General features: G+C 69.8%; 23 protein-coding genes and 1 riboswitch. Of the genes, 8 read left to right on the plus strand and 15 right to left on the minus strand.

Features of this window, described 5'->3' with window-relative positions; all coding sequences use genetic code 11:
• Positions 1-112: 112 nt before the first annotated feature.
• A complete protein-coding gene (gene cyc1 / locus ACZ418_RS07715; RefSeq protein WP_468358416.1) occupies positions 113-1,198 on the plus strand; it encodes an epi-isozizaene synthase in 1,086 nt (361 codons plus the stop codon).
• Positions 1,195-2,565 (plus strand): bifunctional albaflavenone monooxygenase/terpene synthase, encoded by a 1,371-nt coding sequence (locus tag ACZ418_RS07720; protein ID WP_468358419.1) that lies wholly within the window; start codon positions 1,195-1,197, stop codon positions 2,563-2,565. Before cyc1 ends, ACZ418_RS07720 begins: the two co-directional genes overlap by 4 nt.
• A gap of 101 nt (positions 2,566-2,666) precedes the next feature.
• Here the strand turns inward: ACZ418_RS07720 and ACZ418_RS07725 are convergent, their stop codons facing one another.
• The 7 genes from ACZ418_RS07725 to nagB form a co-directional block, all read right to left on the minus strand.
• The gene (locus ACZ418_RS07725; protein ID WP_468358422.1) at positions 2,667-3,680 is read right to left on the minus strand and encodes a ribonucleotide-diphosphate reductase subunit beta; all 1,014 of its coding nucleotides are present in this window, start codon (positions 3,678-3,680) and stop codon (positions 2,667-2,669) included.
• Entirely contained in the window at positions 3,680-6,049 is a 2,370-nt protein-coding gene (locus ACZ418_RS07730) for a ribonucleoside-diphosphate reductase subunit alpha (RefSeq protein ID WP_468358425.1), read from the minus strand. The genes ACZ418_RS07725 and ACZ418_RS07730 overlap by 1 nt, the downstream gene beginning before the upstream one ends.
• A gap of 125 nt (positions 6,050-6,174) precedes the next feature.
• Positions 6,175-6,299, minus strand: a riboswitch (cobalamin riboswitch).
• Positions 6,300-6,351: 52 nt separating this feature from the next.
• Positions 6,352-6,858 carry a GNAT family N-acetyltransferase gene (locus ACZ418_RS07735; RefSeq protein ID WP_468358428.1) on the minus strand — a complete coding sequence of 169 codons (507 nt, stop codon included), beginning with the start codon at positions 6,856-6,858 and terminating at the stop codon, positions 6,352-6,354.
• A gap of 74 nt (positions 6,859-6,932) precedes the next feature.
• A complete protein-coding gene (gene mctP / locus ACZ418_RS07740) occupies positions 6,933-8,561 on the minus strand; it encodes a monocarboxylate uptake permease MctP (protein ID WP_468358431.1) in 1,629 nt (542 codons plus the stop codon).
• Complete coding sequence (locus ACZ418_RS07745) at positions 8,558-8,821, minus strand: DUF3311 domain-containing protein (protein ID WP_468358434.1); 264 nt, start codon at positions 8,819-8,821, stop codon at positions 8,558-8,560. The genes mctP and ACZ418_RS07745 overlap by 4 nt, the downstream gene beginning before the upstream one ends.
• 123 nt (positions 8,822-8,944) lie before the next feature.
• Positions 8,945-9,709 (minus strand): GntR family transcriptional regulator, encoded by a 765-nt coding sequence (locus ACZ418_RS07750; RefSeq protein ID WP_468358437.1) that lies wholly within the window; start codon positions 9,707-9,709, stop codon positions 8,945-8,947.
• Between the two features lie 164 nt (positions 9,710-9,873).
• Entirely contained in the window at positions 9,874-10,659 is a 786-nt protein-coding gene (nagB, locus tag ACZ418_RS07755; protein WP_468358440.1) for a glucosamine-6-phosphate deaminase, read from the minus strand.
• 132 nt (positions 10,660-10,791) lie between these two features.
• On the opposite strand from nagB, the gene ACZ418_RS07760 reads away from it, so the two are divergent.
• Entirely contained in the window at positions 10,792-11,421 is a 630-nt protein-coding gene (locus ACZ418_RS07760; RefSeq protein ID WP_468358443.1) for a TetR/AcrR family transcriptional regulator, read from the plus strand.
• A gap of 363 nt (positions 11,422-11,784) precedes the next feature.
• On the plus strand, positions 11,785-13,263 hold the full coding sequence (locus ACZ418_RS07765) for a sensor histidine kinase (protein WP_468358446.1): 1,479 nt from the start codon (positions 11,785-11,787) through the stop codon (positions 13,261-13,263).
• Between the two features lie 214 nt (positions 13,264-13,477).
• Here ACZ418_RS07765 and ACZ418_RS07770 read toward each other — a convergent pair whose 3' ends face one another.
• Complete coding sequence (locus ACZ418_RS07770; RefSeq protein ID WP_003992873.1) at positions 13,478-13,735, minus strand: WhiB family transcriptional regulator; 258 nt, start codon at positions 13,733-13,735, stop codon at positions 13,478-13,480.
• A 331-nt stretch (positions 13,736-14,066) separates the two neighbouring features.
• Entirely contained in the window at positions 14,067-15,035 is a 969-nt protein-coding gene (locus tag ACZ418_RS07775) for a diacylglycerol/lipid kinase family protein (RefSeq protein WP_468358449.1), read from the minus strand.
• Between the two features lie 144 nt (positions 15,036-15,179).
• On the opposite strand from ACZ418_RS07775, the gene ACZ418_RS07780 reads away from it, so the two are divergent.
• On the plus strand, positions 15,180-15,605 hold the full coding sequence (locus ACZ418_RS07780; RefSeq protein ID WP_468358452.1) for a hypothetical protein: 426 nt from the start codon (positions 15,180-15,182) through the stop codon (positions 15,603-15,605).
• A 9-nt stretch (positions 15,606-15,614) separates the two neighbouring features.
• On the opposite strand, the gene ACZ418_RS07785 is transcribed toward ACZ418_RS07780, so the two are convergent.
• From ACZ418_RS07785 to ACZ418_RS07795, 3 genes are all read right to left on the minus strand, one after another.
• Positions 15,615-16,727: an RNA polymerase sigma factor SigF gene (locus tag ACZ418_RS07785; RefSeq protein ID WP_468358455.1), complete on the minus strand. Its 1,113-nt coding sequence runs from the start codon at positions 16,725-16,727 to the stop codon at positions 15,615-15,617.
• A gap of 17 nt (positions 16,728-16,744) precedes the next feature.
• On the minus strand, positions 16,745-17,161 hold the full coding sequence (locus ACZ418_RS07790) for an ATP-binding protein (RefSeq protein WP_009190566.1): 417 nt from the start codon (positions 17,159-17,161) through the stop codon (positions 16,745-16,747).
• Positions 17,162-17,483: 322 nt separating this feature from the next.
• Positions 17,484-17,744: a UBP-type zinc finger domain-containing protein gene (locus ACZ418_RS07795; protein WP_468358458.1), complete on the minus strand. Its 261-nt coding sequence runs from the start codon at positions 17,742-17,744 to the stop codon at positions 17,484-17,486.
• A gap of 61 nt (positions 17,745-17,805) precedes the next feature.
• Between ACZ418_RS07795 and ACZ418_RS07800 the strand changes: the two genes are divergently transcribed.
• Positions 17,806-19,401 (plus strand): Na+/H+ antiporter, encoded by a 1,596-nt coding sequence (locus ACZ418_RS07800; RefSeq protein ID WP_468358461.1) that lies wholly within the window; start codon positions 17,806-17,808, stop codon positions 19,399-19,401.
• Between the two features lie 2 nt (positions 19,402-19,403).
• Here the strand turns inward: ACZ418_RS07800 and ACZ418_RS07805 are convergent, their stop codons facing one another.
• Both ACZ418_RS07805 and ACZ418_RS07810 read right to left on the minus strand, forming a co-directional pair.
• Positions 19,404-20,297, minus strand: coding sequence for a 1-aminocyclopropane-1-carboxylate deaminase/D-cysteine desulfhydrase (locus ACZ418_RS07805; protein ID WP_468358464.1), 894 nt, complete (start codon positions 20,295-20,297; stop codon positions 19,404-19,406).
• A gap of 82 nt (positions 20,298-20,379) precedes the next feature.
• Entirely contained in the window at positions 20,380-20,973 is a 594-nt protein-coding gene (locus ACZ418_RS07810) for an N-acetylmuramoyl-L-alanine amidase (protein ID WP_468358467.1), read from the minus strand.
• Positions 20,974-21,262: 289 nt separating this feature from the next.
• Between ACZ418_RS07810 and ACZ418_RS07815 the strand changes: the two genes are divergently transcribed.
• Positions 21,263-22,669 (plus strand): family 2B encapsulin nanocompartment shell protein, encoded by a 1,407-nt coding sequence (locus ACZ418_RS07815; protein ID WP_468358470.1) that lies wholly within the window; start codon positions 21,263-21,265, stop codon positions 22,667-22,669.
• A gap of 112 nt (positions 22,670-22,781) precedes the next feature.
• Positions 22,782-23,906, plus strand: coding sequence for a family 2 encapsulin nanocompartment cargo protein polyprenyl transferase (locus tag ACZ418_RS07820; protein ID WP_468358473.1), 1,125 nt, complete (start codon positions 22,782-22,784; stop codon positions 23,904-23,906).
• A 288-nt stretch (positions 23,907-24,194) separates the two neighbouring features.
• Here ACZ418_RS07820 and ACZ418_RS07825 read toward each other — a convergent pair whose 3' ends face one another.
• Complete coding sequence (locus ACZ418_RS07825) at positions 24,195-24,785, minus strand: TetR/AcrR family transcriptional regulator (RefSeq protein ID WP_468358476.1); 591 nt, start codon at positions 24,783-24,785, stop codon at positions 24,195-24,197.
• Between the last annotated feature and the right edge of the window lie 88 nt (positions 24,786-24,873).

Raw genomic sequence — 24,873 nt, forward strand, 5'->3', positions numbered from 1 at the left:
GTTCCCACGACGGTCAGTTGTGGTGCTGAATGTAAGTGCGGGGATACGCAACGGCGCACGCCCGGTACGACAGGAGGGGTGTGCGCTTCTGGCGGCGGAGAGGGGTTTGTACGTGCATGCTTTCCGACACGGCACCACAGCGACGCCGACGGCGGTCGTAGTACCACCCTCACTGGCACTCCCGGTGATCGAGTCCGCCTTTCCTCGGCAACTGCACCCGTATTGGCCTCGGCTCCAGGAGAAGACACGGCTCTGGCTGCTGGAAAAACGGCTCATGCCGGCGGACAAGGTGCGGGAATATGCCGATGGACTGTGCTACACCGACCTCATGGCGGGCTACTACCTCGGTGCCCCCGACGAGGTCATGCAGGCCATCGCCGACTACAGCGCGTGGTTCTTCGTCTGGGACGACCGCCACGACCGGTACGTCGTCCACGGCCGGGCCGACGACTGGCGGCGCCTCAGGCACCGCCTCCACACGGCCCTCGACGCACCCCGGCACCATCTGCACCACCCGGACGCGCTGGTCGCGGGGTTCGCGGACAGCGTGCTGCGGCTGTACGGCTTCCTGTCGCGCACCTGGAACCAGCGGTTCGCCCGGCACTTCCACGCGGTGATCGAGGCCTACGACCGCGAGTTCCGCAACCGCGCCAAGGGATACATACCCGGCGTCGAGGAATACCTCGCCCTGCGCCGGCACACCTTCGCGCACTGGATATGGACGGACCTGCTGGAGCCGAGCGCCGGGCTTGAACTCCCGGATTCCGTGCGGAAAAACCCGGCCTATCGCCGGGCCGCGCTGCTCAGTCAGGAATTCGCCGCCTGGTACAACGATCTGTGCTCGCTGCCGAAAGAAATAGCGGGCGACGAGGTCCACAATCTCGGCATCAGTCTCATCACCCATGCGGGGCTGACCCTTGAGGAATCGGTGGACGAAGTGAGGCGGCGTGTCGAGGAATGCATCAGAGAATTCCTCCAGGTCGAGCAGGACGCCCTGCAGTTCGCCGACGGCCTTGCCGACGGCACGGTCCACGGAAAGGAACTGAGCGCCGCGGTCCGCGCCTGCGTCGGCAATATGCGGAACTGGTTCAGCTCCGTCTACTGGTTCCACCACGAGTCCGGCCGGTACATGGTCGACACCTGGGACGACCGGTCCACGCCCCCGTACGTCACGAACGAAACGGCAGGTGAGAAATGACCGTCGAGTCTGTGCACCCCCTGGCCCCCGAGACCGCCGAGCTGCGTGAACCGCCGCTGGCCGGCGGCGCCGTGCCCGGCCTCGGGCACGGTCTGCAACTGGTCCGCGACCCGCTCGCGTTCATGTCCCGGCTCCGCGACCACGGCGATGTCGTACGCCTCAAGCTCGGCCCCAAGACGGTGTACGCCGTCACCGCCCCGGAGCTCACCGGCGCGCTCGCGCTCAACCCCGACTTCAAGATCGACGGACCCTTGTGGGAGTCCCTCGAAGGGCTGCTCGGCAAGGAGGGCGTGGCCACCGCCAACGGCCCCCGGCACCGGCGTCAGCGGCGCACCATCCAGCCCGCGTTCCGGCTCGACGCGATCCCGGGCTACGGGCCGATCATGGAGGAGGAGGCGCACGCGCTGACCGAGCGCTGGCGGCCCGGCGAGACCGTCGACTGCACCTCCGAGTCCTTCCGGGTGGCCGTCCGCATCGCCGCCCGCTGCCTGCTGCGCGGCGAGTACATGGACGAGCGCGCCGAGCGGCTCAGCGTCGACCTCGCCACCGTCTTCCGGGGCATGTACCGGCGGATGGTGATCCCGCTCGGGCCGCTGTACCGGCTGCCGTTCCCGGCCAACCGTGAATTCAACCGGGCACTGGCCGATTTGCATCTGCTGGTCGACGAGATCGTCGCCGAGCGCAGGGCATCTGGTCAAAAGCCGGACGATTTGCTGACGGCATTGCTGGAGGCAAAGGACGACAATGGCGACCCCATCGGGGAACAGGAGATCCACGACCAGGTCGTCGCGATACTCACCCCCGGCAGCGAAACAGTGGCGTCCACGATCATGTGGCTGCTGCAGGTCCTCGCGGAACACCCGGAACACGCCGAGAAGGTACGGACCGAGGTCGAATCCGTGACCGGTGGTCAACCGGTTGGCTTCGAACACGTCCGCTCACTCAGGCACACCAACAATGTGGTCGTCGAGGCCATGCGACTCAGGCCCGCCGTATGGATATTGACGCGACGAGCGGTGACCGACACCGCTCTCGGTGACTATCGCATTCCGGCCGGGGCGGACATCGTCTACAGCCCCTACGCGATCCAGCGCGACGCCCGCTCCTACGACCGCCACCTCGACTTCGACCCCGACCGATGGCTGCCGGAGCGGGCCAAAGAGGTGCCGAAGTACGCCATGAGCCCCTTCAGCGTCGGCAACCGCAAATGCCCCAGCGACCACTTCTCCATGACCCAGCTGAGCCTGATCACCGCGGCGATCTCGGCGAAGTACCGCTTCGAGCAGGTCGCGGGGTCGAACGACACCACCCGCGTGGGCATCACGCTCCGCCCGCACAACCTGCTGCTGAGGCCGCTGCCTTGGTAGGAGTGTCCGCGTAGGACACACCTGGTACCGGCGCGCGCCCAGGCGGCCTCAGGGCCCCGGAACGCGCGCCGGTAGGCGTATCCCCGAGAAGGAGCGCCGGCTCAGAAGTCCTCGTCCAGGTCGACGGTGCCCTCCACCGCGACCTGGTACGCCGACGGGCGGCGCTCGAAGAAGTTCGTCAGCTCCTGGACGCCCTGCAGCTCCATGAAGGAGAACGGGTTCTCCGAGCCGTAGACCGGGGCGAAGCCGAGGCGGGTGAGGCGCTGGTCGGCGACGCACTCCAGGTACTGCCGCATCGACTCGGTGTTCATGCCCGGCAGGCCGTCGCCGCACAGGTCGCGCGCGAACTGCAGCTCGGCCTCGACGGCCTCCCTCAGCATGTCGGTGACCTGCTGCCCCAGCTCCTCGTCGAACAGCTCCGGCTCCTCCTTGCGGACGGTGTCGACCACGTCGAAGGCGAAGGACATGTGCATCGTCTCGTCGCGGAACACCCAGTTGGTGCCCGTGGCGAGACCGTGCAGCAGGCCCCGGCTGCGGAACCAGTAGACGTACGCGAACGCGCCGTAGAAGAACAGGCCCTCGATGCACGCGGCGAAGCAGATCAGGTTGAGCAGGAAGCGACGGCGGTCGGCCTTCGTCTCCAGCCGGTCGAGCTTCTCGACCTCGTTGATCCACTTGAAGCAGAACTCGGCCTTCTCGCGGATGGAGGGGATGTTCTCCACGGCGGCGAAGGCCGCCGCGCGGTCGTCCGGGTCGGGCAGGTAGGTGTCCAGGAGCGTCAGATAGAACTGGACGTGTACGGCCTCCTCGAAGAGCTGACGGCTCAGGTAGAGCCGCGCCTCGGGGGAGTTGATGTGCTTGTACAACGTCAGCACGAGGTTGTTGGCGACGATCGAGTCACCGGTCGCGAAGAAGGCGACCAGGCGGCCGATGAGGTGCTGCTCGTCCGGCGTCAGCTTCGCGAGGTCCGCCACGTCCGAGTGGAGGTCGACCTCCTCGACGTGCCAGGTGTTCTTGATCGCGTCGCGGTAGCGCTCGTAGAAGTCCGGGTAGCGCATGGGGCGCAGGGTGAGTTCGAAGCCCGGGTCGAGAAGGTTCTGGGGACGGTTGGACATTACTGGCAGGCCTCGCAGGACTCGGGGTTTTCCAGGGAGCAGGCGACCGCGTCGGGGTCGGCGACCTGCTGGACGGGGATGGTGGCGGGGTTCTGCGCCTGGGCGGCGCGGGCGATGCGGGTCGCCGGGCGGGAGCGCAGGTAGTACGTCGTCTTGAGGCCCGACTTCCAGGCGTACGCGTACATCGAGGAGAGCTTGCCGATGGTCGGCGTCTCCATGAACAGGTTCAGGGACTGCGCCTGGTCCAGGAACGGGGTCCTTGCCGCCGCCATGTCGATCAGGCCGCGCTGCGGGATCTCCCACGCCGTGCGGTACAGCGCCCGTACGTCGGCCGGGATCCAGGCGAAGTCCTGCACCGAGCCGTTCGAGTCGCGCAGCGCCTCACGGGTGCGGGCGTCCCAGACGCCCAGCTCCTTCAGGTCCTGCACCAGGTAGGAGTTGACCTGGAGGAACTCACCGGACAGCGTCTCGCGCTTGAACAGGTTCGACACCTGCGGCTCGATGCACTCGTACACGCCCGCGATGGAGGCGATGGTGGCGGTGGGCGCGATGGCCAGCAGCAGGGAGTTGCGCATGCCGACCTCGGCGATACGGCTGCGCAGGGCGGCCCACCGCTCCGGCCAGGTCAGCTCGACGCCGTAGTGGTCGGGGTGCAGCACGCCCTGGGCCGTACGGGTCTTCTCCCAGGCCGGCAGCGGGCCGTTGCGCTCGGCGAGGTCGGCGGATGCCTCGTACGCGGCGAGCATGATCCGCTCGGCGATCCGCGTGGACAGGGCCTTGGCCTCCGGCGAGTCGAAGGGCAGGCGCAGCTTGAAGAAGACGTCCTGCAGACCCATCGCGCCGAGGCCGACGGGACGCCACTTGGCGTTCGACCGTCCCGCCTGCTCGGTCGGATAGAAGTTGATGTCGACCACGCGGTCCAGGAAGGTGACGGCGGTGCGGACGGTGTCGTCCAGCCGCTGCCAGTCGAGGTCACCGGTCGTCGTGTCGACAAAGGCACCCAGGTTGACGGACCCCAGGTTGCACACCGCCGTCTCCCCGTCGTCCGTGACCTCCAGGATCTCCGTGCAGAGGTTGGAGGAGTGGACCACGTGCCCCGGCAGGGCGGTCTGGTTGGCGGTGCGGTTGGCCGCGTCCTTGAAGGTCATCCAGCCGTTGCCGGTCTGCGCGAGGGTGCGCATCATCCGGCCGTACAGCTCGCGGGCCGGCATGGTCTTCTTCGCCAGGCCCGCCTCCTCGGCCTTGCGGTAGGCGGCGTCGAACTCCTCGCCCCACAGGTCCACCAGCTCCGGCACGTCCGACGGGGAGAACAGCGACCACTGCGCGTCGGCGTTGACCCGGCGCATGAACTCGTCCGGGACCCAGTGCGCGAGGTTCAGGTTGTGCGTACGCCGGGCGTCCTCGCCGGTGTTGTCCCGCAGCTCCAGGAACTCCTCGATGTCGGAGTGCCAGGTCTCCAGGTAGACCGCGGCCGCGCCCTTGCGCCGGCCGCCCTGGTTCACGGCGGCCACCGAGGCGTCCAGGGTCTTCAGGAACGGCACGATGCCGTTGGAGTGCCCGTTGGTGCCGCGGATCAGCGAACCGCGGCTGCGGATCCGGGAGTACGACAGACCGATGCCGCCGGCGTGCTTGGAGAGCCGGGCGACCTGGTGGTAGCGGTCGTAGATGGAGTCCAGCTCGTCCAGCGGGGAGTCGAGCAGGTAGCAGGACGACATCTGCGGGTGCCGCGTGCCGGAGTTGAAGAGCGTGGGGGAGGACGGGAGGTAGTCGAGCCGGCTCATGAGCCCGTAGAGCGAGGCCACTTCGTCCACGGAACGGGTCGTGTCGTCCTCGGCCAGGCCGCTCGCGACCCGCAGCATGAAGTGCTGGGGCGTCTCGATGACCTTGCGGGTGATCGGGTGCCGCAGGAGGTAGCGGCTGTGCAGGGTGCGCAGGCCGAAGTAGCCGAAGCGGTCGTCGGCCCGGCGGTCGATCAGCGCGTCGAGCCGCTCGGCGTGCAGCCGTACGAAGTCGGCGGTGCGGTCCGCGATGAGCCCCTCGCGGTGCCCCACGGCCACGGACCCGGTGAAGGACGTCACGCCCTGCGAGGCGGCCTCGGCGCGGATGGAGAGGGTCAGCAGCCGGGCGGCCAGCCGGGAGTAGGCGGGGTCCTCGGAGATGAGCCCGGCGGCGGCCTCCGTGGCCAGCTCGCGCAACTCCGCCTCGTCGGCCCGAGCGGACCGGCCGCGCAGCGCGGCGGCGGCGACCCGGCCGGGGTCGGCGTCGGGGAGGTCGGCGGTCAGCTCGGTCAGGGTCCGCAGCAGCGCGGCACCGGGACCGTCGGTCTCCAGGCCGCTGGCTGAAGCCGGATCTGCTGGCGCGATGGTCACGTGGGGCTCTCCCTCGCTCGGCACGGGGGCCTTGTGGAGGGCAGGGGGCAGCCACGAGCGCACACGGCGTCGCGTCCACCGGCCCATCCCACGAGGCCCGGACGTCTCAGGGCACCCGAACCGGACGGCCGGGTGCGCTGCCGGCAGGTCCTCGGACTGACTCCTGAGCGCAGACGCGCACAAGTACACCGTTGCGGGACAGTTCCGGATTCGCACCGGATTCCCCTGCGGCGACAGCGAGCATGAGCATACATCTAGTGCCGGGCTGTCGTGGCACCCCCAGATGTTGTGTCGGGGCGGTGTCAGAGAGTCAACTCGTAGGTGAGCAGGGTGATGTCGGCGAGCTCCGGGAGCGGGGTCCAGTCGCGTTCGGGGACGCGGACGAACCCCAGGCGCTCGTAGATGCGGTGGGCGGCGTGCATGGTGCGCTGGGTGGACAGGACGAGGGCCGTGCAGCCCTCCGTGGCCCGTGCGCGGTCGATGCAGGCCTGGACGAGGGCCTCGCCGGCACCCTGTCCCCGCCCCGCGTGCGCGACCGCCAGCATGCGGATCTCCGCCTCTCCGGGGCGGGCGATGTCGGCCATGGGGCCGGGGGACGGTACGAAGGTGACTCCGCCGAGGAGGGTGTCGTTCTGCGTGGCCACGAGGACGTGTGCTGCGGCCGCTCTCTTGGCCACGTTCTTGAGTTCGGCGAGGTATGCGTCGCTCTCGCCGAAGTCCAGGAGGCCGTCCTGGAGATAGGCCTGGGCGGTGATCTCGCCCAGGGTGTCGTATTCGGCGGGGGCTGCGGGGCGGATCCGGATGTCCATGGCACCGAGTCTGCCGGAGGGCAACGACGACGGGCCGCCGGATTTCCTCCGGCGGCCCGTCGTACGGCGGTCGCTCAGTGACCGGTGCCCGCAGTCGCCGGCGGCAGCTCCACCTGCACCCCCGGGTCGCCCGCGTCCGCCGTGTAGTCCTCCGGCTTGGTCTCGTCGACGCCCTCGGGGGCCTTCACGGCCTTCAGGACGAAGGTGAGGACCACGGTGACCACGACGTTGAGGACGAAGGCCGTGAGGCCGATGTAGCCGATCTCGCCGATGCCGGGGATCTCCTTCGCCGAGCCGCCGAAGTGCTTCTGGGTCGGGGAGGCGACACCGTACGCGGCGACCGTGCCGTACGCCATGCCGACCGCCCAGCCGGCGAGCAGGGCCCAGCGGTGGAACCAGCGGGTGAACAGGCCGCCGACCAGGGCCGGGAAGGTCTGCAGGATCCAGATGCCCCCCAGGAGCTGGAAGTTGATCGCCACCGTCTTGTCCATCGTCAGGACGAAGACCAGGGCGCCGACCTTCACCAGCAGGGAGACGAGCTTGGAGACCTGGGCCTCCTGCTTCGGCGTGGCGTCCGGCTTGATGAAGTCCTTGTAGATGTTGCGGGTGAACAGGTTCGCCGCCGCGATCGACATGATCGCCGCGGGGACCAGGGCACCGATGCCGATCGCCGCGAAGGCGACGCCCGCGAACCAGTCCGGGAACATGTCCTCGAACAGCTGGGGGATGGCCAGCTGGCCGTTGGTGACCTTGACCCCGGCCGCGATCGCCATGAAGCCCAGCAGCGCGAGCAGACCGAGCATCAGGGAGTACAGCGGCAGGATCGTGGTGTTGCGGCGGATCACGTTACGGCTCCTGGAGGACAGGGTCGCGGTGATCGAGTGCGGGTACATGAAGAGCGCGAGCGCGGAGCCGAGGGCCAGGGTGGCGTACGTCCACTGGCCGGCCTCCGGCGGCACGAGCGCGCCGCGCGGCTTGCCCGTCGCCGGGTTGACCTGGCTGAACGCCTGGCTCGCCTTGGCGAAGATGTCGTCGAAGCCGCCCAGCTTGATCGGGATGTAGATGATCGCCACCGCGATGACGATGTAGATCAGCGTGTCCTTGACGAAGGCGATCAGGGCGGGCGCGCGCAGACCGGAGGAGTAGGTGTACGCCGCCAGCACGCCGAAGGCGATCAGCAGGGGCAGGTCCCGTACGAACCAGTTGGTGCTGCTGTCCCCGCCGATGCCCATCACGTCCAGCACCGCCTGGATGCCCACGAGCTGGAGCGCGATGTACGGCATCGTCGCCAGGATGCCGGTCAGCGCCACCGCCAGCGACAGGCCCTTGGAGCCGAAGCGGCCCCGGACGAAGTCGGAGGTGGTGACGTACCCGTGGCGGTGCGAGACCGACCACAGGCGCGGCAGGAACGTGAAGATCAGCGGGTAGACCAGGATCGTGTACGGCACCGCGAAGAAGCCGGCCGCGCCCGCCGCGTAGATCGCCGCCGGTACGGCGACGAAGGTGTACGCGGTGTACAGGTCGCCGCCGAGCAGGAACCATGTGATCCAGGTGCCGAACGACCGTCCGCCCAGGCCCCATTCGTCCAGGGAGTGCTCGTTCTCGGCCCTGCGCCAGCGGGCGGCGAGGAAGCCCATGACCGTGACGGCCAGGAAGAAGAAGATGAAGACGCCGAGCGCGACGCCGTTGACGCCGTTCTTCACTTGGCCTCACCGCCCTGCTGAGCGCCGCGGGCGCGCTGGTCGCGCTGCCAGAGCTTGTACGCGGTCGTCGTGAGCGCGGTGGAGATCAGCACCCAGAGCATCTGGTACCAGTAGAAGAACGGGATCCCGACGAAGGCGGGGTCCGTCTTGACGTAGGAGCCGACCCAGAGCATCGCCACGAAGGGCGCGACGAGACACAGGCCGATGATCACACGCACCGGCGTCACCACCGGTGGTTTCACTTCAGGCGTTTCGGACATGCCACGGCTCCGTCCCCTCGCTGATCACCTGTGTAATGCGCAGGCAATGTAGGTGACGGTGTCGGGGAAGCGGAAGACCTCGTCCGGATCTCGGTATATCGATTCAGCGACGGTCGGCGGATCCTACTCGGCAGGCCGCTTCAGCCGCGCGACGAACTTGTACCGGTCGCCCCGGTACACCGAGCGCACCCACTCCACCGGCTTGCCCTCGTGGTCCAGGGAGTGGCGGGAGAGCATCAGCATCGGCAGGCCCACGTCGGTGCCGAGCAGGCCCGCCTCGCGCGGGGTGGCCAGCGAGGTCTCGATGGTCTCCTCGGCCTCCGCGAGGTGCACGTCGTAGACCTCGGCGAGGGCGGTGTAGAGCGACGTGTACTTCACCAGGGAGCGGCGCAGGGCCGGGAAGCGCTTGGCGCTCAGGTGGGTGGTCTCGATGGCCATCGGCTCGCCGTTGGCCATGCGCAGCCGCTCGATGCGCAGCACCCGGCCGCCGGCGGTGATGTCGAGCAGCCCGGCGAGCCGGTCGTCGGCGGTGATGTACCCGATGTCCAGCAGCTGCGAGGTCGGCTCCAGACCCTGGGCGCGCATGTCCTCGGTGTAGGAGGTGAGCTGGAGCGCCTGGGAGACCTTGGGCTTGGCGACGAAGGTGCCCTTGCCCTGGATGCGCTCCAGGCGTCCCTCGACCACCAGTTCCTGCAGGGCCTGGCGGACGGTGGTGCGGGAGGTGTCGAACTCGGCCGCCAGCGTGCGCTCGGGCGGGACCGGCGTGCCCGGCGCCTGCGTCTCCGTCATGTCGAGCAGGTGCTTCTTCAGGCGGTAGTACTTGGGCACGCGCGCCGTACGGACGGTCGTCGCGGCCTCGTTCTCCGCACTGCTGACGTCGGTGCTCATGCTCTGCCTTCCCGGCTCCGGATGCCGAAAGCGACCGACTGACATCGGCCACGGCTCACATCGTGGCACGGGTTCTTCTGTCAGGGCTCCACCCGCACGCTCCGTGATCTCCTCTATATACAGCGGTGACCGGGTTTGGTCTAGTCCATGGCGGCGAGCGGGCGTCAGATCCCCTGCCAGTCCGGCTTGCCCGCGTAGGTGTGCCGGAAGTAGTCGGCCAGCTTCAGCTTGGCGGCCGCCGCCTCGTCGACGACCACCGTGGCGTGCGGGTGCAGCTGGAGCGCGGAGGCCGGGCAGACGGCCGCGACCGGGCCCTCGACGGTCGCGGCGACCGCGTCCGCCTTGCCCTCGCCGGTCGCCAGCAGCACCAGGTGGCGGGCCTCCAGGATGGTGCCGATGCCCTGGGTGATGACGTGGTGCGGCACCTGCTCGATGTCGCCGTCGAAGAAGCGGGCGTTGTCGACGCGGGTCTGCTCGGTCAGTGTCTTGATCCGGGTGCGCGAGGCGAGCGAGGAGCACGGCTCGTTGAACCCGATGTGCCCGTCGGTGCCGATCCCGAGCAGCTGCAGGTCCACCCCGCCGGCCGCGGCGAGCGCACGGTCGTACGCCGCGCAGGCCGCCTGGATGTCCTCGGCGGTGCCGTCGGGCCCGAGGAACTTGTCCATGCCGATGCCGAGCGGCTCCAGGACCTCCCGGCGCAGCACCGAGCGGTAGGACTCGGGGTGTTCGGCGGGCAGTCCCACGTATTCGTCGAGCTGGGCGATGCGCGCCCGCGAGGTGTCCACGGCGCCGGAGCGCACCTTCGCGGTCAGTGCCTGGTAGATGGGCAGCGGGGTGGAGCCGGTGGCCACGCCGAGCAGGGCGTCGGGCTTGCGGCGCAGCAGCCGTGCCATGGCCTCGGCGATCAGTTCGCCGCCCGCCGCGGCGTCCGGAACGATGACAACTTCCACGCTGGGCCTGCCGTTCTGAAGTGGGCTCTGGACGTCTATGTGGTTTAGACCAATCTAACAGAACCGGGTCCGCCGGCGGTGCACTTCTCCCGGCCGGCGCATTTCTCTAGGGCCCGCTATAAAATACCCTCCATGGTGAGCGCTCAGGAGACGAGAACACGGGCCGGGGCCTTGGGAACGCGGGGTCGCCCGCGCTCCTTCGATCGTGCCACCGCCCTGGAGAAGGCACTCATGGCCTTCTGGGAGCACGGCTACGAGGCCACCTCGGTCGCCGACCTCACCCGGATCATGGGGATCGGCGCCCCGAGCCTGTACGCCGCCTTCGGCGACAAACGGACGCTGTTCGAAGAGGTCGTACGGCTCTACACCGACACGTACGGCGCCTTCGGCGATCGCGCCCTCGCCGAGGAGCCCACCGCCCGCGCCGCCGTCGAGCGCATGCTGCGCGAGGCCGCCGCCGAGTACACCGACCCCGCCCACCCCTGCGGCTGTCTGGTCGTGCACGCCGCCACCAACTGCACCAGTCCCGAGGTGGTGCGGTTGCTGCGCGAGCGGCGGAACGCGAACATCGCCGCCCTGGAGTCCCGGATCCGGGCGGACCTCGCACAGGGACGGCTCCCGGCCGGGACCGACGCCGCCGCGCTCGCCCGGCACACCGGTGCCGTGATCCAGGGCATGTCCCAGCAGGCCCGCGACGGAGCGAGCCGGGGAGAACTGGAAGCACTCGCGGAAATTGCCATGTCCATCTGGCCCCACGGCTGACTCAGGCGGGCTAGGCTGCGTGGCATCGGGTGCCATCAGTCGTGCCTGCCGACAAAGTCATGGACACATCGTTGTGGTCTAGTCCACAATCGACCACAACGGATCCGACGACGTATCCACGTGAACAAGCCTCCGTCTTCCCCGCACAGGAAGGCGGATCGAGGACCCGGAGCTCTCTGCCCTGACTGCCCCGGCTCCTCGACCTTCGGCCGACCGGGACCGCACACCCCACGGCCGATGATGCTCCGGGCTGCGGTGCCGGGAGGGTTGAGGGTCCCTTCCAGGCGCCGCGGCCCGCGGGTGTTTCCGGGGCCGGTCGCGGATGTTTTCAGCCATGTTCGCCGTCCGGGTACGCTCGCAGACGTGCCCTCCATGAACGAACTGGTCCGCCAGCACACCGCCCTCGACGACTCCGACCTCGAGTGGCTCCATCTGCTGGTCTCGGAGTGGCAGCTGCTCTCCGACCTCTCCTTCGCCGACCTGGTTCTGTGGGTCCCCACCCGGGACGGCACCCGGTACGTCTCGGTCGCCCAGATGCGCCCCAACACCGGCCCCACCTCCTACCAGGACGACATGGTCGGCCACCTGGTCCCGCGCGGCCGGCGGCCCATGCTGGACGCCGCGCTGGACGAGGGCCGGATCGTGCGCGAGGGCGACCCGGAGTGGCGCGAAGAGGTCCCCGTACGGGTCGAGTCCATCCCCGTGCGGCGCGAGGGTCGCGTCCTCGGTGTGATCGCCCGCAACACCAACCTGCTCACGGTCCGCACCCCGAGCCGGCTGGAGCTCACCTACCTCCAGAGCGCCTCCGACCTTGCGCAGATGATCGCGGCAGGATCGTTTCCCTTCCCCGACCAGCAGGTCGACATGGACGCCTCGCCGCGCGTCGGCGACGGCCTGATCCGGCTGGACGCCGACGGCATCGTCCAGTACGCCTCCCCGAACGCGCTGTCCGCCTACCACCGCCTGGGCCTCGCCGCCGACCTGGTCGGCCACCACCTCGGGCAGACCACCGCCGAACTCGCCCCGACCCGGGGACCGGTCGACGAGGCGCTCGCCAAGGCGGCCAGCGGCTGGGCGCCGCGCGAGTTCGAGATCGAGGCCAACGACGGCGTCATCCAGTTCCGGGCGATCCCGCTCAAGCCCAAGGGCACCCGCATCGGTTCGCTGGTGCTGTGCCGGGACGTGACCGAACTGCGGCGCCGCGAGCGCGAGTTGATAACGAAGGACGCGACCATCCGGGAGATCCATCACCGGGTGAAGAACAACCTCCAGACGGTCGCCGCGCTGCTGCGGCTGCAGGCTCGGCGCATCGAGTCCGAGCGCGGCCGGGAGGCCCTGGAGGAGGCCGTCCGCCGGGTCGGCTCGATCGCGATCGTGCATGAGACGCTGTCTCAGAACCTGGACGAACGGGTGGAGTTCGACGACATCGCCGACCGCGTGCTGGCGATGGTTGCCGAGATCTCGCCGGGCAAGGTGACCGGCCGGCGCAGCGGGCGGTTCGGGATCCTGGACGCCGAGGTGGCCACACCGCTGTCGATGGTTCTCACCGAGATCCTGCAGAACGCCCTGGAGCACGGCTTCCGTGAGGGCGACACCGGCACGGTCGAGGTCTCCGCGGTCCGTGGCGGTACGGCGAAGGAGGCCCGCCTCCTCGTCACGGTCCAGGACGACGGCGTCGGCCTGCCCGAGGGCTTCGACCCGCACCGCTCGGGCAACCTCGGGCTGCAGATCGTACGGACGCTGGTGGAGGGGGAGTTGGGCGGCACCTTCGACATGGTCCCGGCGCCGGGCCGGGGGACCAGGGTGATCCTCGACATTCCGGTGCGGGCGCAGAAGCAGTAGCCCGATCGCCGTACAGCGGCGGCCGGTTGCAGCGGCGGCCGGTCGCGGACAGCAAAAAGCCCCGGACCGCCGTCGGTCCGAGGCCTGTGCTCGTTGCTGCTCTGCTTATATCGCTAAGCGCATCGGGGGATACTGCGCGCTGCGGCTCGGGGGCGGGAGATGCGTGCGTGCTGCACGCGCCGCCAAGCTCAGGCTGTCAGCAGGGGTGGGTATGTCAGGCGGAGGCCTGACGGGCCCGGTTGCGGGCGGCGCGGCGCTTCATGGCGCGGCGCTCGTCCTCGCTGAGACCACCCCAGACGCCGGAGTCCTGACCGGACTCGAGCGCCCACTGCAGACACTGCTCGATCACCGGGCAGCGACGGCAGACGGCCTTGGCTTCCTCGATCTGCAGCAGCGCAGGACCGGTGTTGCCGATGGGGAAGAAGAGCTCGGGGTCTTCCTCGCGGCAAACGGCGTTGTGACGCCAGTCCATGGCTGCTACCTCTCCTAGGTTCTCTGAACGTATTACGTGCAGGTTGCTTGTGAATGTGAACGCTTTCACGAATCCCTCAACAAGTGAAGGGCCGACCGCCGAGTCTTCCCCGGCGTGGTCCTTGGTTTGAAGAGGGGTTCCGGTGATCAGTGGAGGCCGGTGTTGCGGGCCGTCCCGATCGCCACGTAGAGACTCGCAAACCTCAGCGACGGATACAACCCCTTCCGGAAAGTTTTTTTTGATTCCTCGGTGTCGACTAGGTCACAGCCGTACTTCCATGGGGTGGATCCTGGCCTAAACGTTCGAGTGAAAGGACTTTTGCCTGTTCCGCTCACACAATCACACGCAGTGCACGGCGTACGCCTGTGAACGTCACGCTCGTACGCAGTCCCAGGTGGTCACCGTCCATCTGCAGGGGCAGAGGCACCTTCGAATGCAAGGTGAACCGGTCCAGATCGTGCAGCGAGACGACATGTCGACCATGGGGTCCGCGCTCGGGGGACGAAGTGAGCAACTGGGTGCCATACCGGGCAACCGCGGCCGTCGACAGACGGCTGAGACCGAGTACGTCGACGCCGGTATCGAACGAGGCCTTAGGTGATGTGTACATGGGGCGATTGCCGAGATACGTCCAAGGGGACGTGTTCGAGACTATGGCCACCACAAGATCGGCAATCGGGTCCTCGCCGGGTTGCTCCAGCGTGATCGAGCCGTGCCGGCGGTTCGGCTCACCGAGGAACTGCCGGATCACCTGACGTACGTACAACGCGTGTGTCGACTTCTTCCCGCGCTCGCGCTGCTGCTCCACCCGGCCGACGACACCCGCGTCGAAGCCCAGTCCCGCGTTGAAGGTGAACCAGCGGTCCGGGACCGCCTCGTCCTCGGTGCCGGGCGTGCCCGAGGTCAGTCCGAGGCCGACGACCCGCTCCCGGCTCTCGCGCAGCGCGTCCAGCAGGGCGCCGGTGGCCTCGACCGGGTCGTTGGGCAGGCCCAGGGCGCGGGCGAAGACGTTGGTGGAGCCGCCGGGTACGACGGCGAGACCGGGCAGGCGCTCGGGGTCCGGACCGGCGTGCAGCAGGCCGTTGACGACCTCGTTGACCGTGCCGTCGCCGCCGAGGGCCACGACCAGATCGATGTCGTCGCTGTCCGCCGCCTGCCGGCCGAGATCGCGCGCGTGTCCGCGGTACTCCGTGGTGACCGCCTCCAGCTTCATCTCGCTCGCCAGCGCATGGATCAGCACGTCACGCCTGCGTGCGCTTGTGGTGGTTGCCGCCGGGTTGACCACGAGAAGTGCACGCATGGATGGCAGCGTACCTACTGGGGGGTACCGGGCCCACAGTGAGGTAGGGATCGGGTAAGAGAGACGGGCGTGAGCCTGGACACCCCGTTGGTCTGCGGGCCGCCCCTTCGGGGCGCTGACACCACCCCCCGCTACCCTGCTGGGGTGAGCAGTGAGCAGAACCCCGCCCAGGAACCCCGTCCCCGTCGGCTGACCTGTGCCGCTGTGCTGGCCGGACTGGAGGGCGTCGCCCTCGGGGTCGGCGGGCTGTGGGTGCTCGTGCTCGGGGTCACCGGTTCGCCGGACGACCGGCAGCAGGCCGTGACCCTCGGTGTCACCCTTGTCGTGCTCGCGCTGCTGCCGCTGCTCGCCGCGCGCGGACTGCTGCTGCGGCGCAGCTGGAGCCGAGGCCCCGCGGTGATCACCCAGGTCATGGCGCTGCCGATCGCCTACAACCTGCTCAAGGCCGACAGCATGGCCATCCCGGCCGGGATCGCCCTCGCGGTGGTCGCCGTGGCGGCGCTGATCCTCCTCGTCAACGGCGAGACGACCCGGGCCCTCGGCATCAAGGGACCGGGCCGCACCGAGTAGGCAGGCGCTCTACTCCTCCACCAGCAGCTTCTCCCGCAGCTGGGCCAGCGTACGGGCCAGCAGCCGGGAGACGTGCATCTGGGAGATGCCGACCTCCTGCGCGATCTGCGACTGGGTCATGTTCCCGAAGAAGCGCAGCAGCAGGATCCGCTTCTCGCGCGGCGGCAGATCCTCCAGCAGCGGCTTGAGGGACTCCCGGTACTCCACTCCCTCCAGCGCCTCGTCCTCCGCGCCGAGGGTGTCGGCGACCGCGGGGGACTCGTCGTCGGTGTCGGGGACGTCCAGCGACAGCGTGGAGTACGCATTGGCGGACTCCAGGCCCTCCAGGACCTCCTCCTCGGAGATCGCGAGCTTCTCGGCCAGCTCGTGGACCGTGGGGGAGCGGCCGTGCAGCTGGGACAGCTCGGCCGTCGCCGTGGTCAGCGCGAGCCGCAGCTCCTGCAGCCTGCGCGGCACGCGCACCGCCCAGCCCTTGTCGCGGAAGTGCCGCTTGATCTCGCCGACCACGGTGGGGGTGGCGTACGTGGAGAACTCCACGCCGCGCTCCGGGTCGAACCGGTCGACGGACTTGATCAGCCCGATCGTGGCGACCTGGGTGAGGTCGTCCAGCGGCTCGCCGCGGTTGCGGAACCGGCGGGCCAGGTGCTCCACGAGCGGCAGATGCATACGGACCAGCTGATTGCGCAGCTCCGCGTACTCCGGGCTGCCCTCCTTCAGCGTGCGCAGCTCCACGAACATCGCCCGCGCCCCACTGCGGTCCGCCGGGTCGTGCTGTACGGCCTGCACGGCTTCCGCGCCCGGCGCGTCGGCCCCGGCGTACCGCTCGTGTTCGCTCATCGTCCCGCCCGTAGCCCTTCCCCGAGCCCTGGCCCCCGTGCGGCCGGCGGACCCGGCGCCGCCGGAGCCTTCCGGCGGTACGCCCTGCGCGGCGCCGTCACCTCCGGCCCGCGCGGAGTCGTCCTCCGGGTGTGGTCTGGCCTGCTCGGGGATGCCGTCGATGCCGTCCGCCATGCGCCGGGAACCGTTCTGGGGAGCCTCCTCGGAGAGATCGCCCGTGCTCGGCCAGGGGGCACCCCCGTCCCCGGCCGGCAGCTCCCGTGTGCCGCGCTCTTCGTCCCGCACCGGACCGTCCCCGTTCCTCACGCCGGGCCGGGGCCCGCGCCGCGCTGTTTGTAGAGGCTGATCGACACGGTCTTGTCCTCGTCGACGGCGGACGAGACCTTGCCCGCGAGGGCCGAGAGTACGGTCCAGGCGAAGGTGTCCCGCGAGGGGGCGTGACCGTCCGTGGTCGGCGCCGAGACCGTGACCTCCAGCGAGTCGTCGACGAGCCGGAAGACACAGCTGAGCACAGAGCCGGGCACAGCCTGCTGCAGCAGGATCGCGCAGGCCTCGTCCACGGCGATGCGCAGGTCCTCGATCTCGTCCAGGGTGAAGTCCAAACGGGCCGCGAGACCGGCCGTGGCCGTCCGCAGCACCGACAGGTAGGCACCCGCGGCCGGCAGCCGGACTTCCACGAAGTCCTGATTCGCCGCGGGCTCGCCTGCGATCTGGGACACCCTCACCTCCATGGTGGTACAAGCTTTACGGGGCCGAGGGTCGCCCCCCGGGGGTAACGCGTACGTGGTTCCGCGGTGACGCTATCGCGCTCCGAACGGTCCTGTCCCGGGACCCCAACCCCCCTGGCGTCACTCACAGTAAAGCTGTGCATACGCTCCGTGTCTAGGGGGTTTGCGGGCCCAAATGGGAAGAGCGTGCGCCGGGTTGACGTACCCAGACGTCAGACACTCGAACCGTCGTGCGGCAGCCGCCGCATGCAGTGTCACACGAGAACACGGTCGAACGGGAATGCGATCACTCGAGAACCCGCTCGCAAGAGGGTCAGACGAGCACGTGGTCCACGAAGCACCACCGCCAGTCCTCGCCGGGTTCGAAGGTTCGCATGACCGGGTGACCGGACGACTCGTGGTGCTGCGTCGCGTGCCGTCCGGGCGAGGAGTCGCAGCAGCCGACATGGCCGCAGGTGAGGCACAGCCGCAGCTGCACGGGGTGCGTGCCGTCGCGCAGGCACTCCGGGCAGGTCGGGTCGAGCGGTTCCGGCTCCGGGTGCGGCAGCGCGTCGGCGTGCGTGCACTGTTTCATGATTGCCAGATTACGACGGGCGTGCGGGTGGCCGCGCGGAAAACGAGGGTGGGCGAAGAGCATGGACGTGATGCCGCTGCTGTTGCTGGTGGCGGGCAGTGCGGGGGTCGCGGGGGCCGCCCGGCGCACCCCGGTGCCGGCGCCGCTGCTGCTGGTCGCGGTCGGCCTGGCGATCTCGTACATCCCGGGCATCCCGCACTACACCCTGGACCCGAACATCGTCCTGCCGCTGGTGCTGCCGCCGCTGCTGTACAAGGAGGGCACCGAGAGCTCGTACCTGGATCTGCGCGCCCAGATGCGGCCCGTGGGCATGCTGTCGATCGGATACGTGCTCTTCGCGACCTTCGCCGTCGGCTGTGCCGCCTATCTCGTCGTACCGGGGCTGCCGCTGCCCGCCGCGCTGGTGCTGGGCGCCGTGGTCGCGCCGACGGACGCGGTCGCGGCCGCGGCGATCGCGCGTCGGGTCGGACTGCCGTCCAGGATCACCACCATCCTCCAGGGCGAGTCCCTGCTCAACGACGCCACCGCGATCACCGCCTACCGGGTGGCCCTCGCCGCGGCCGTCGGCGAGGGCGCCACCTGGGCGGGCGGGATCGGCGAGTTCCTGCGGGCCGCCATCGGGGGTGTCGTGGTCGGTCTGGTGCTCATGGTGCCGATCCACTGGCTGCGCACCCACCTGAAGGAGGCCCTGCTCCAGAACACCCTCTCCCTGCTGATCCCGTTCGTCGCCTACGGCGTCGCCGAGCAGTTCCACGGCTCCGGCGTCCTCGCCGTCGTCGTGGTCGCGGTCTATCTCGGGCACCACGCGTGGGAGGTCGACTTCGCCACCCGGCTCCAGGAGGACGCGGTGTGGCGGATGGTCGCCTTCGTGCTGGAATCGGCGGTGTTCGCGCTGATCGGCCTCCAACTGCCCACCGTCCTCAAGGGGCTGGGCGCCTACCAGGGCGCCGACGCGGCCTGGTACGCGATCGCGGTCTTCCTCGTCGTCGTCGCGGCCCGCTTCGTGTGGGTGTTCCCGGCGACCTTCTGGCCCCGCCTGCTCTTCCGCCACATCAGGGAGCGCGAGGACAACCCCACCTGGCGGGCGCCGGTGGTGACCGGGTGGGCCGCCATGCGGGGCGTGGTGTCCCTGGCCATCGCCTTCTCGATCCCGCTCACGGTGCACGGCGGCGCCCCCTTCCCGCAGCGGAACCTGATCCTGTTCCTGACCTTCACCACGGTCATCGGCACCCTCGTGGTGCAGGGACTGACCCTCGCGCCGCTGATCCGCCTGATGCGGTTCCCCGGCCGCGACCCGCAGGCCGAGACCCTCGCCGAGGCCAACGCCCAGGCACAGGCCTCCCGGGCCGCGGAGAACCGCCTCGACGACCTCCTCGCGGACGAGCGCAACGAACTGCCCCCGCCGCTCGCCGACCGCCTGCGCACCGTCCTGGAGCGCCGCCGCAACGCCGTCTGGGAACGCCTCGGCCAGACCAACCCCATCACCGGCGAGTCCGTCGACGACACCTATCGCCGCCTCTCGCGCGAGATGATCGGCGCCGAACGCGAGGTATTCGTCACGCTCCGCGACCACCGCTACATCGACGACGAGATGCTGCGCACGCTGCTCAGACGCCTGGACCTGGAGGAGGCGGCGGCCTACCGGGAGGCGGAGTAGCACTACGGGAACGGCCGCCCGGTGACGACGGCGGCGACCGTCGTCCCGCGCGCGAAGGCGCCCTCCGCCGCGAGGGCGGCAAGTCCGTAGAGCAACTTGGCGACATAGAGACGTTCGACGGGCAGCCCGTGGCGGTCCTCGAAGTCCTCGGCGAACGCGTGCAGTTCCGGTGGGGTACGGGCGTAACCGCCGAAGTGGAAGCGCTCGTCGAGGGACCAGGAGCCGGTACGGCCGCCGAAGGCACGTTCCTGCAGGGCCTGTACGTCGCCTTCCAGGAAGCCGCCCCTGAGGACCGGCACGCCGAGTGCCCGCTGCCCCGGGGCCAGTCCCGCGGCCAGCCCGGCGAGCGTGCCCCCGGTGCCGCAGGCGACGCCGACGACCTCGGCGAAGTCGCGCAACTCCGCTCCCAGCACCCGGCAGCCGCGCACGGCCGCGCTGTTGCTGCCGCCTTCGGGCACGACGTACGCCTCCTCGGCCCCGGCCGCACGCAGGATGGCGCCCAGCGTCTCCGGCTCGTTCTTGTGCCGGTACGTCGATCTGTCGACGAAGTGCAGCCGCATGCCATCCGCCGCGCACCGGGCCAGCGAGGGGTTGAGCGGGCGGTCGGCCAGCTCCTCGCCGCGGACCACACCGGTGGTCGGCAGCCCGAGGACGCGGCCCGCGGCGGCGGTGGCCCGCAGGTGGTTGGAGTAGGCCCCGCCGAAGGTCACCAGCGGTCGGCCTGCCGCCGCCTCGATGTTCGGCACGAGCTTGCGCCACTTGTTGCCGACGAGGTCGGGGTGGATCAGGTCGTCCCGCTTGAGCACCAGACGCACTCCGTGCCGCTCGAACCGGTCGTCCCTGACCTCCTGGAGGGGGGAGGGGAGGCGGGGGGTGAGCGGGGTACGGCTGGCCACTGCTCCATTGTCGCAGCGCCCCGAAGGGGCGGGGCCCCCTCGACATGCGGCTCCGCCGCGCGCGGACAGAATCCCTACGGCGCTACGCCTTCAGCCGCTCCGCCACGCGATCGCGCAGCCAGTCCATCCCGAACCCCCGCGGATCCACCTTCCCCGGCTGCCATTCCAGATGGCCGATGACCGACCGTTCCGACCACCCGTGCCGTCGGCACACCGCGGCCGCGACCCGTTCGATCGCCTCCAACTGGGCCTGAGGCCAGGGGTCCTCCCCGTCGCCCATGTTCTCGCACTCGAAGCCGTAGAAGTGCCGGTTGCCGTCGGTGTCGGCCTCGTTGTCCGGCGGCAGCCCCTTCTCGGCGATGACGGCGCGCAGCACGTCGTCGTCGCCGAGGCCGGCGTGGTTGGCGCGGCCGTAGCCGACCAGGTGGACCGTGCCGTCCTTGGTGATCACACCGTGGCACAGCGGGCCCGGCAGCGCCGGGTGGCCGTCCCGGCAGATCTGCACGGTGTGCGCGCTGCCCCGGGTCACCGTGTGGTGGATCATCACGCCGTGGACGGGCCCCCACGGGCCCTTGTGGTTGCGGTTGTGGTTCCGCCAGTCGCCCACCTCGACGACCGTGACGCCCTCCGTGCGCAGTGCGTCCAGAAACCCGCTCGCGGACATGGGTGGGGCCATGCCGCCTCCTTCGTGCTATGCCGATCTGCCGATTTACCATGAAACGTCTACCGAAACCGGACGTCGCGGACCACATCGTTCGCACGCTGTGCGAGCGGATCCGGACACGCGACGCAGGTCACCGGCGGCACAAGCGCTGCACGGAGGTCCTCTTCGTGCCCGGTAATCCGATGATCCATTCCCGCTCTTTTGGGTAATGGCGCGAACACGCTCCGTGATGGAAGGCTCGGATACCGAGACCGGTGCCCCCTGCAATTCGGTACCGGGCATACCTGGGAGGCAATTCTCTATGTCGGTAGGCGAAGAGGTCCGCACGGATCAGGGCAAGCCGCAACAGTCCCTCGGGACGGCGGCCGCGCGGAACCTGGCCACCACGACCAAGTCCGTTCCTCAGATGCAGGAGATCAGCTCCCGCTGGCTGCTGCGCACACTCCCGTGGGTCGACGTCCAGGGCGGCACGTACCGCGTCAACCGGCGGCTGACGTACTCCGTCGGCGACGGCCGCATCACCTTCGTGAAGACCGGGGACCAGGTCGAGGTCATCCCGGCCGAACTCGGCGAGCTGCCGGCCCTGCGCGCCTACGAGGACGAGGAGGTGCTGACGGAGCTCGCCCGGCGCTGCCGCCAGCGCGACTTCGCGCCCGGCGAGGTGATCGCCGACTTCGGCAACCAGACGGGCGAGGTGTACCTGCTGGCGCACGGCAGGGTCGAGAAGATCGGCACCGGCCCCTACGGCGACGACGCCGTCCTCGGAGTCCTCGCCGACGGCGCCTATTTCGGCGAGCAGGCGCTGCTGGACCCGGACGCCATCTGGGAGTACACCGTCCGCGCCGACACCGCCACCACCGTGCTGATCCTCAGCCGCCAGGACTTCCAGCAGGTCGCCGAGCGCTCGGACACCCTGCGCGAGCACCTCGAACAGCTGCGCTCGGTGCCGGAGCAGCGGACCAACAAGTACGGCGAGAAGGAGGTCGAGCTGGCGGCCGGTCACTCCGGCGAGCCCGACATCCCGCACACGTTCGTGGACTACGAGGCGCGGCCCCGTGAGTACGAGCTGAGCATCGCCCAGACCGTGCTGCGCATCCACACGCGCGTGGCCGACCTCTACAACCAGCCGATGAACCAGACCGAGCAGCAGCTCAGGCTCACCGTCGAGGCGCTCAAGGAGCGCCAGGAACACGAGCTGATCAACAACTCCGACTTCGGCCTGCTCCACAACTGCGAGTACGACCAGCGGATCCAGCCGCACGACGGCGTGCCCGGCCCGGACGACATGGACGAGCTGCTCAGCCGCCGGCGCAGCACCAAGCTGTTTCTGGCCCACCCGCGCGCGATCGCCGCGTTCGGGCGCGAGCTGAACAAGCGCGGACTGGTCCCGGAGACCGTCGAGATCGGCGGCAACCGCATCCCGACCTGGCGCGGAGTGCCGATCTACCCGTGCAACAAGATCCCGGTCACCCCGGAGCGCACGACCTCGATCATCGCGATGCGTACCGGCGAGCAGGACCAGGGTGTCATCGGCCTGCGGCAGTCGGGTATCCCGGACGAGATCGAGCCGAGCATGTCCGTGAGGTTCATGGGCATCAACGAACAGGCCATCGTCAAGTACCTGGTGACGGCCTACTACTCGGCCGCCGTACTGGTGCCGGACGCGCTCGGCGTGCTGGAGAACGTCGAGATCGGCCGTTGGAGGTGACGTTTGCGCACCTCGCGGCCGTGTCCCCGCCCGCCGGGCCGGGTAGACCCTCGGAATATGCGTCCGGCCGGGCCGGCGACGCCGGTGTCCGCGGACCTGGCGAGGGGGAGACATGGCCGAGTTCATGACGGAGAGCGAACAGCGTTCCCCCGCTGTGCCGCACCCCGGCACGGCGGGGGAGCGGCGGCATCCCGACGGGGAGCTCGAAGGGCAGGAGGCGCCGGCGCTGCTGGAGCGCACCCGGGCCGTCGTCGACCCGGAGCTGCGGACGGCCCTGGAGTCGCTGCCCGCCCCCATGCGCCGGATCGCGCTCTACCACTTCGGCTGGCAGCACGCGGACGGCAGCCCGGCAACGGGCAACGCCGGCAAGGCGATACGGCCCGCGCTCGTCCTGGCGGCGGCCGCGGCCCTCGGCGGACCCGAGGCCCGCACGGCGGCGGTCCGGGCGGCGGTGGCGGTCGAACTGGTCCACAACTTCACTCTGTTGCACGACGACGTGATGGACCGCGACACCTCCCGCCGACACCGGCCCACGGCCTGGAGGGTGTTCGGCGACGCCGACGCGATCCTCGCCGGTGACGCCCTGCAGGCACTGGCCCTGCGGCTGCTCGCGGAGGATCCGCACCCTGCCTCCGGTCCGGCCGCGGCCCGGCTCGCGGACTGTGTCGTGGAGCTGTGCGCCGGCCAGCACACCGACACGGACTTGGAGCACCGCGCCCCGGACGAGGTCACCCTCGACGAGGTGCTCGCCATGGCGGAGGCGAAGACCGGCGCGCTGCTGGGCTGCGCCTGCGCCCTCGGCGCGCTGTACGCGGGCGCCGGTCGGGAGGACGTGGCGGCGCTGGACGACTTCGGACGCCAGGCGGGGCTCGCGTTCCAGCTGATCGACGACGTCATCGGCATATGGGGTGACCCACGGCGCACCGGGAAGCCGGCGGGTGCCGATCTCGCCGCCCGCAAGAAGTCACTGCCCGTGGTGGCGGCCCTGTCCTCCGGCACCGAGGCGGCGGCCGAACTCGCCGAGCTGTACGGGAAGCCGTACGTCTCCGGTGACGCCGAGGGCATCGCGCGTACGGCCCTGGTCGTGGAGCGGGCCGGCGGCCGGGACTGGGCGCAGGCCGAGGCGGCCGACCGGATGGCCCGCGCCATGCAGGAGCTGTCCCGCGCGGTCCCCGCTCCCGAGGCGGCGGGCGGCCTGCTGGCGCTCGCCGAGTTCGTCACCCGCCGCAGCAACTGAGCGCTGCGGGCACCGGGAGTCGGAAAGACCCCGGTCCCCCTGCCGGCACCGGGAGCCGGAAGAGCCTGGAGTCTCTGTCGGCACCTGGGGCCGGAAGGGCCTGGAGTCTCTGCCGGCACCTGGGGCTGGAAGAGCCTGGAGTCTCTGTCGGGATCGGTGGCTGGAAGGGCCTGGAGTCTGGGCCAGGACAATCCTCGTCAACGAGCCGTCGCGCCGTGGAGCCCCGTCGGCCTGCTCGGCCGTGGCGATCGTCGTCAACGAGCCGTCGCGCTGTGGAGCCCCGTCGGCCTACTCGGCCGGGACGATCGTCGTAACGATCCTCTCGACCAGCCCCTCCGGCACGCTCACCCCTTCCAGGGCTCCGTCCAGGACGCCCGGCAGCGTCAGATGTTCCAGGATGAGGCCGAGCATCGCGAGGTAGAGGACGGTGACGGTCTCGTCGCCGCCGGGCAGGCCGCTCTGGCGGTGGAACGCCATGCCCTGTTCCAGGTCCCCGCGCACCGACCTGGTGAAGGAGGCGCGCAGTTCGGGGCGCCGGGTGGCCTCCAGACGCATCTCCAGCAGGGCCAGATAGCCGGTGCGGTCGCGGGTGGCGCGGTCCATGAGATCCCGCATGAAGGCCATCACCAGGGAGCGGTCGCGGGCCCCGCGCAGCAGCCTCTCCACCACCTCCGGATCGGGCGCGAGCCGGAGATGCAGCCGGGCGTCGATCTGACGGAGCAGGTCGTCGCGGTTGGTGAAGTAGTTGGAGGCGGTACCCGTGGGCACGCCTGCCTCGCCGTCCACCGCGCGGAACGTCAGCCCGCGTGCGCCCTCCCTCGCCAGCACCGCGATCCCGGCGTCCACCAGCGCCGCCCGCCGTTCCGGATTGCCCGCCATGCGGAATCCCTTCTCCCACTTGCCCTCGGTCCCAACAGCATCCCTGAAAGACCTTGCCACCACTACAACCGGAGTACTACAAATGAAG

The sequence above is a fragment of the Streptomyces sp. NPDC030820 genome, from assembly GCF_055572075.1.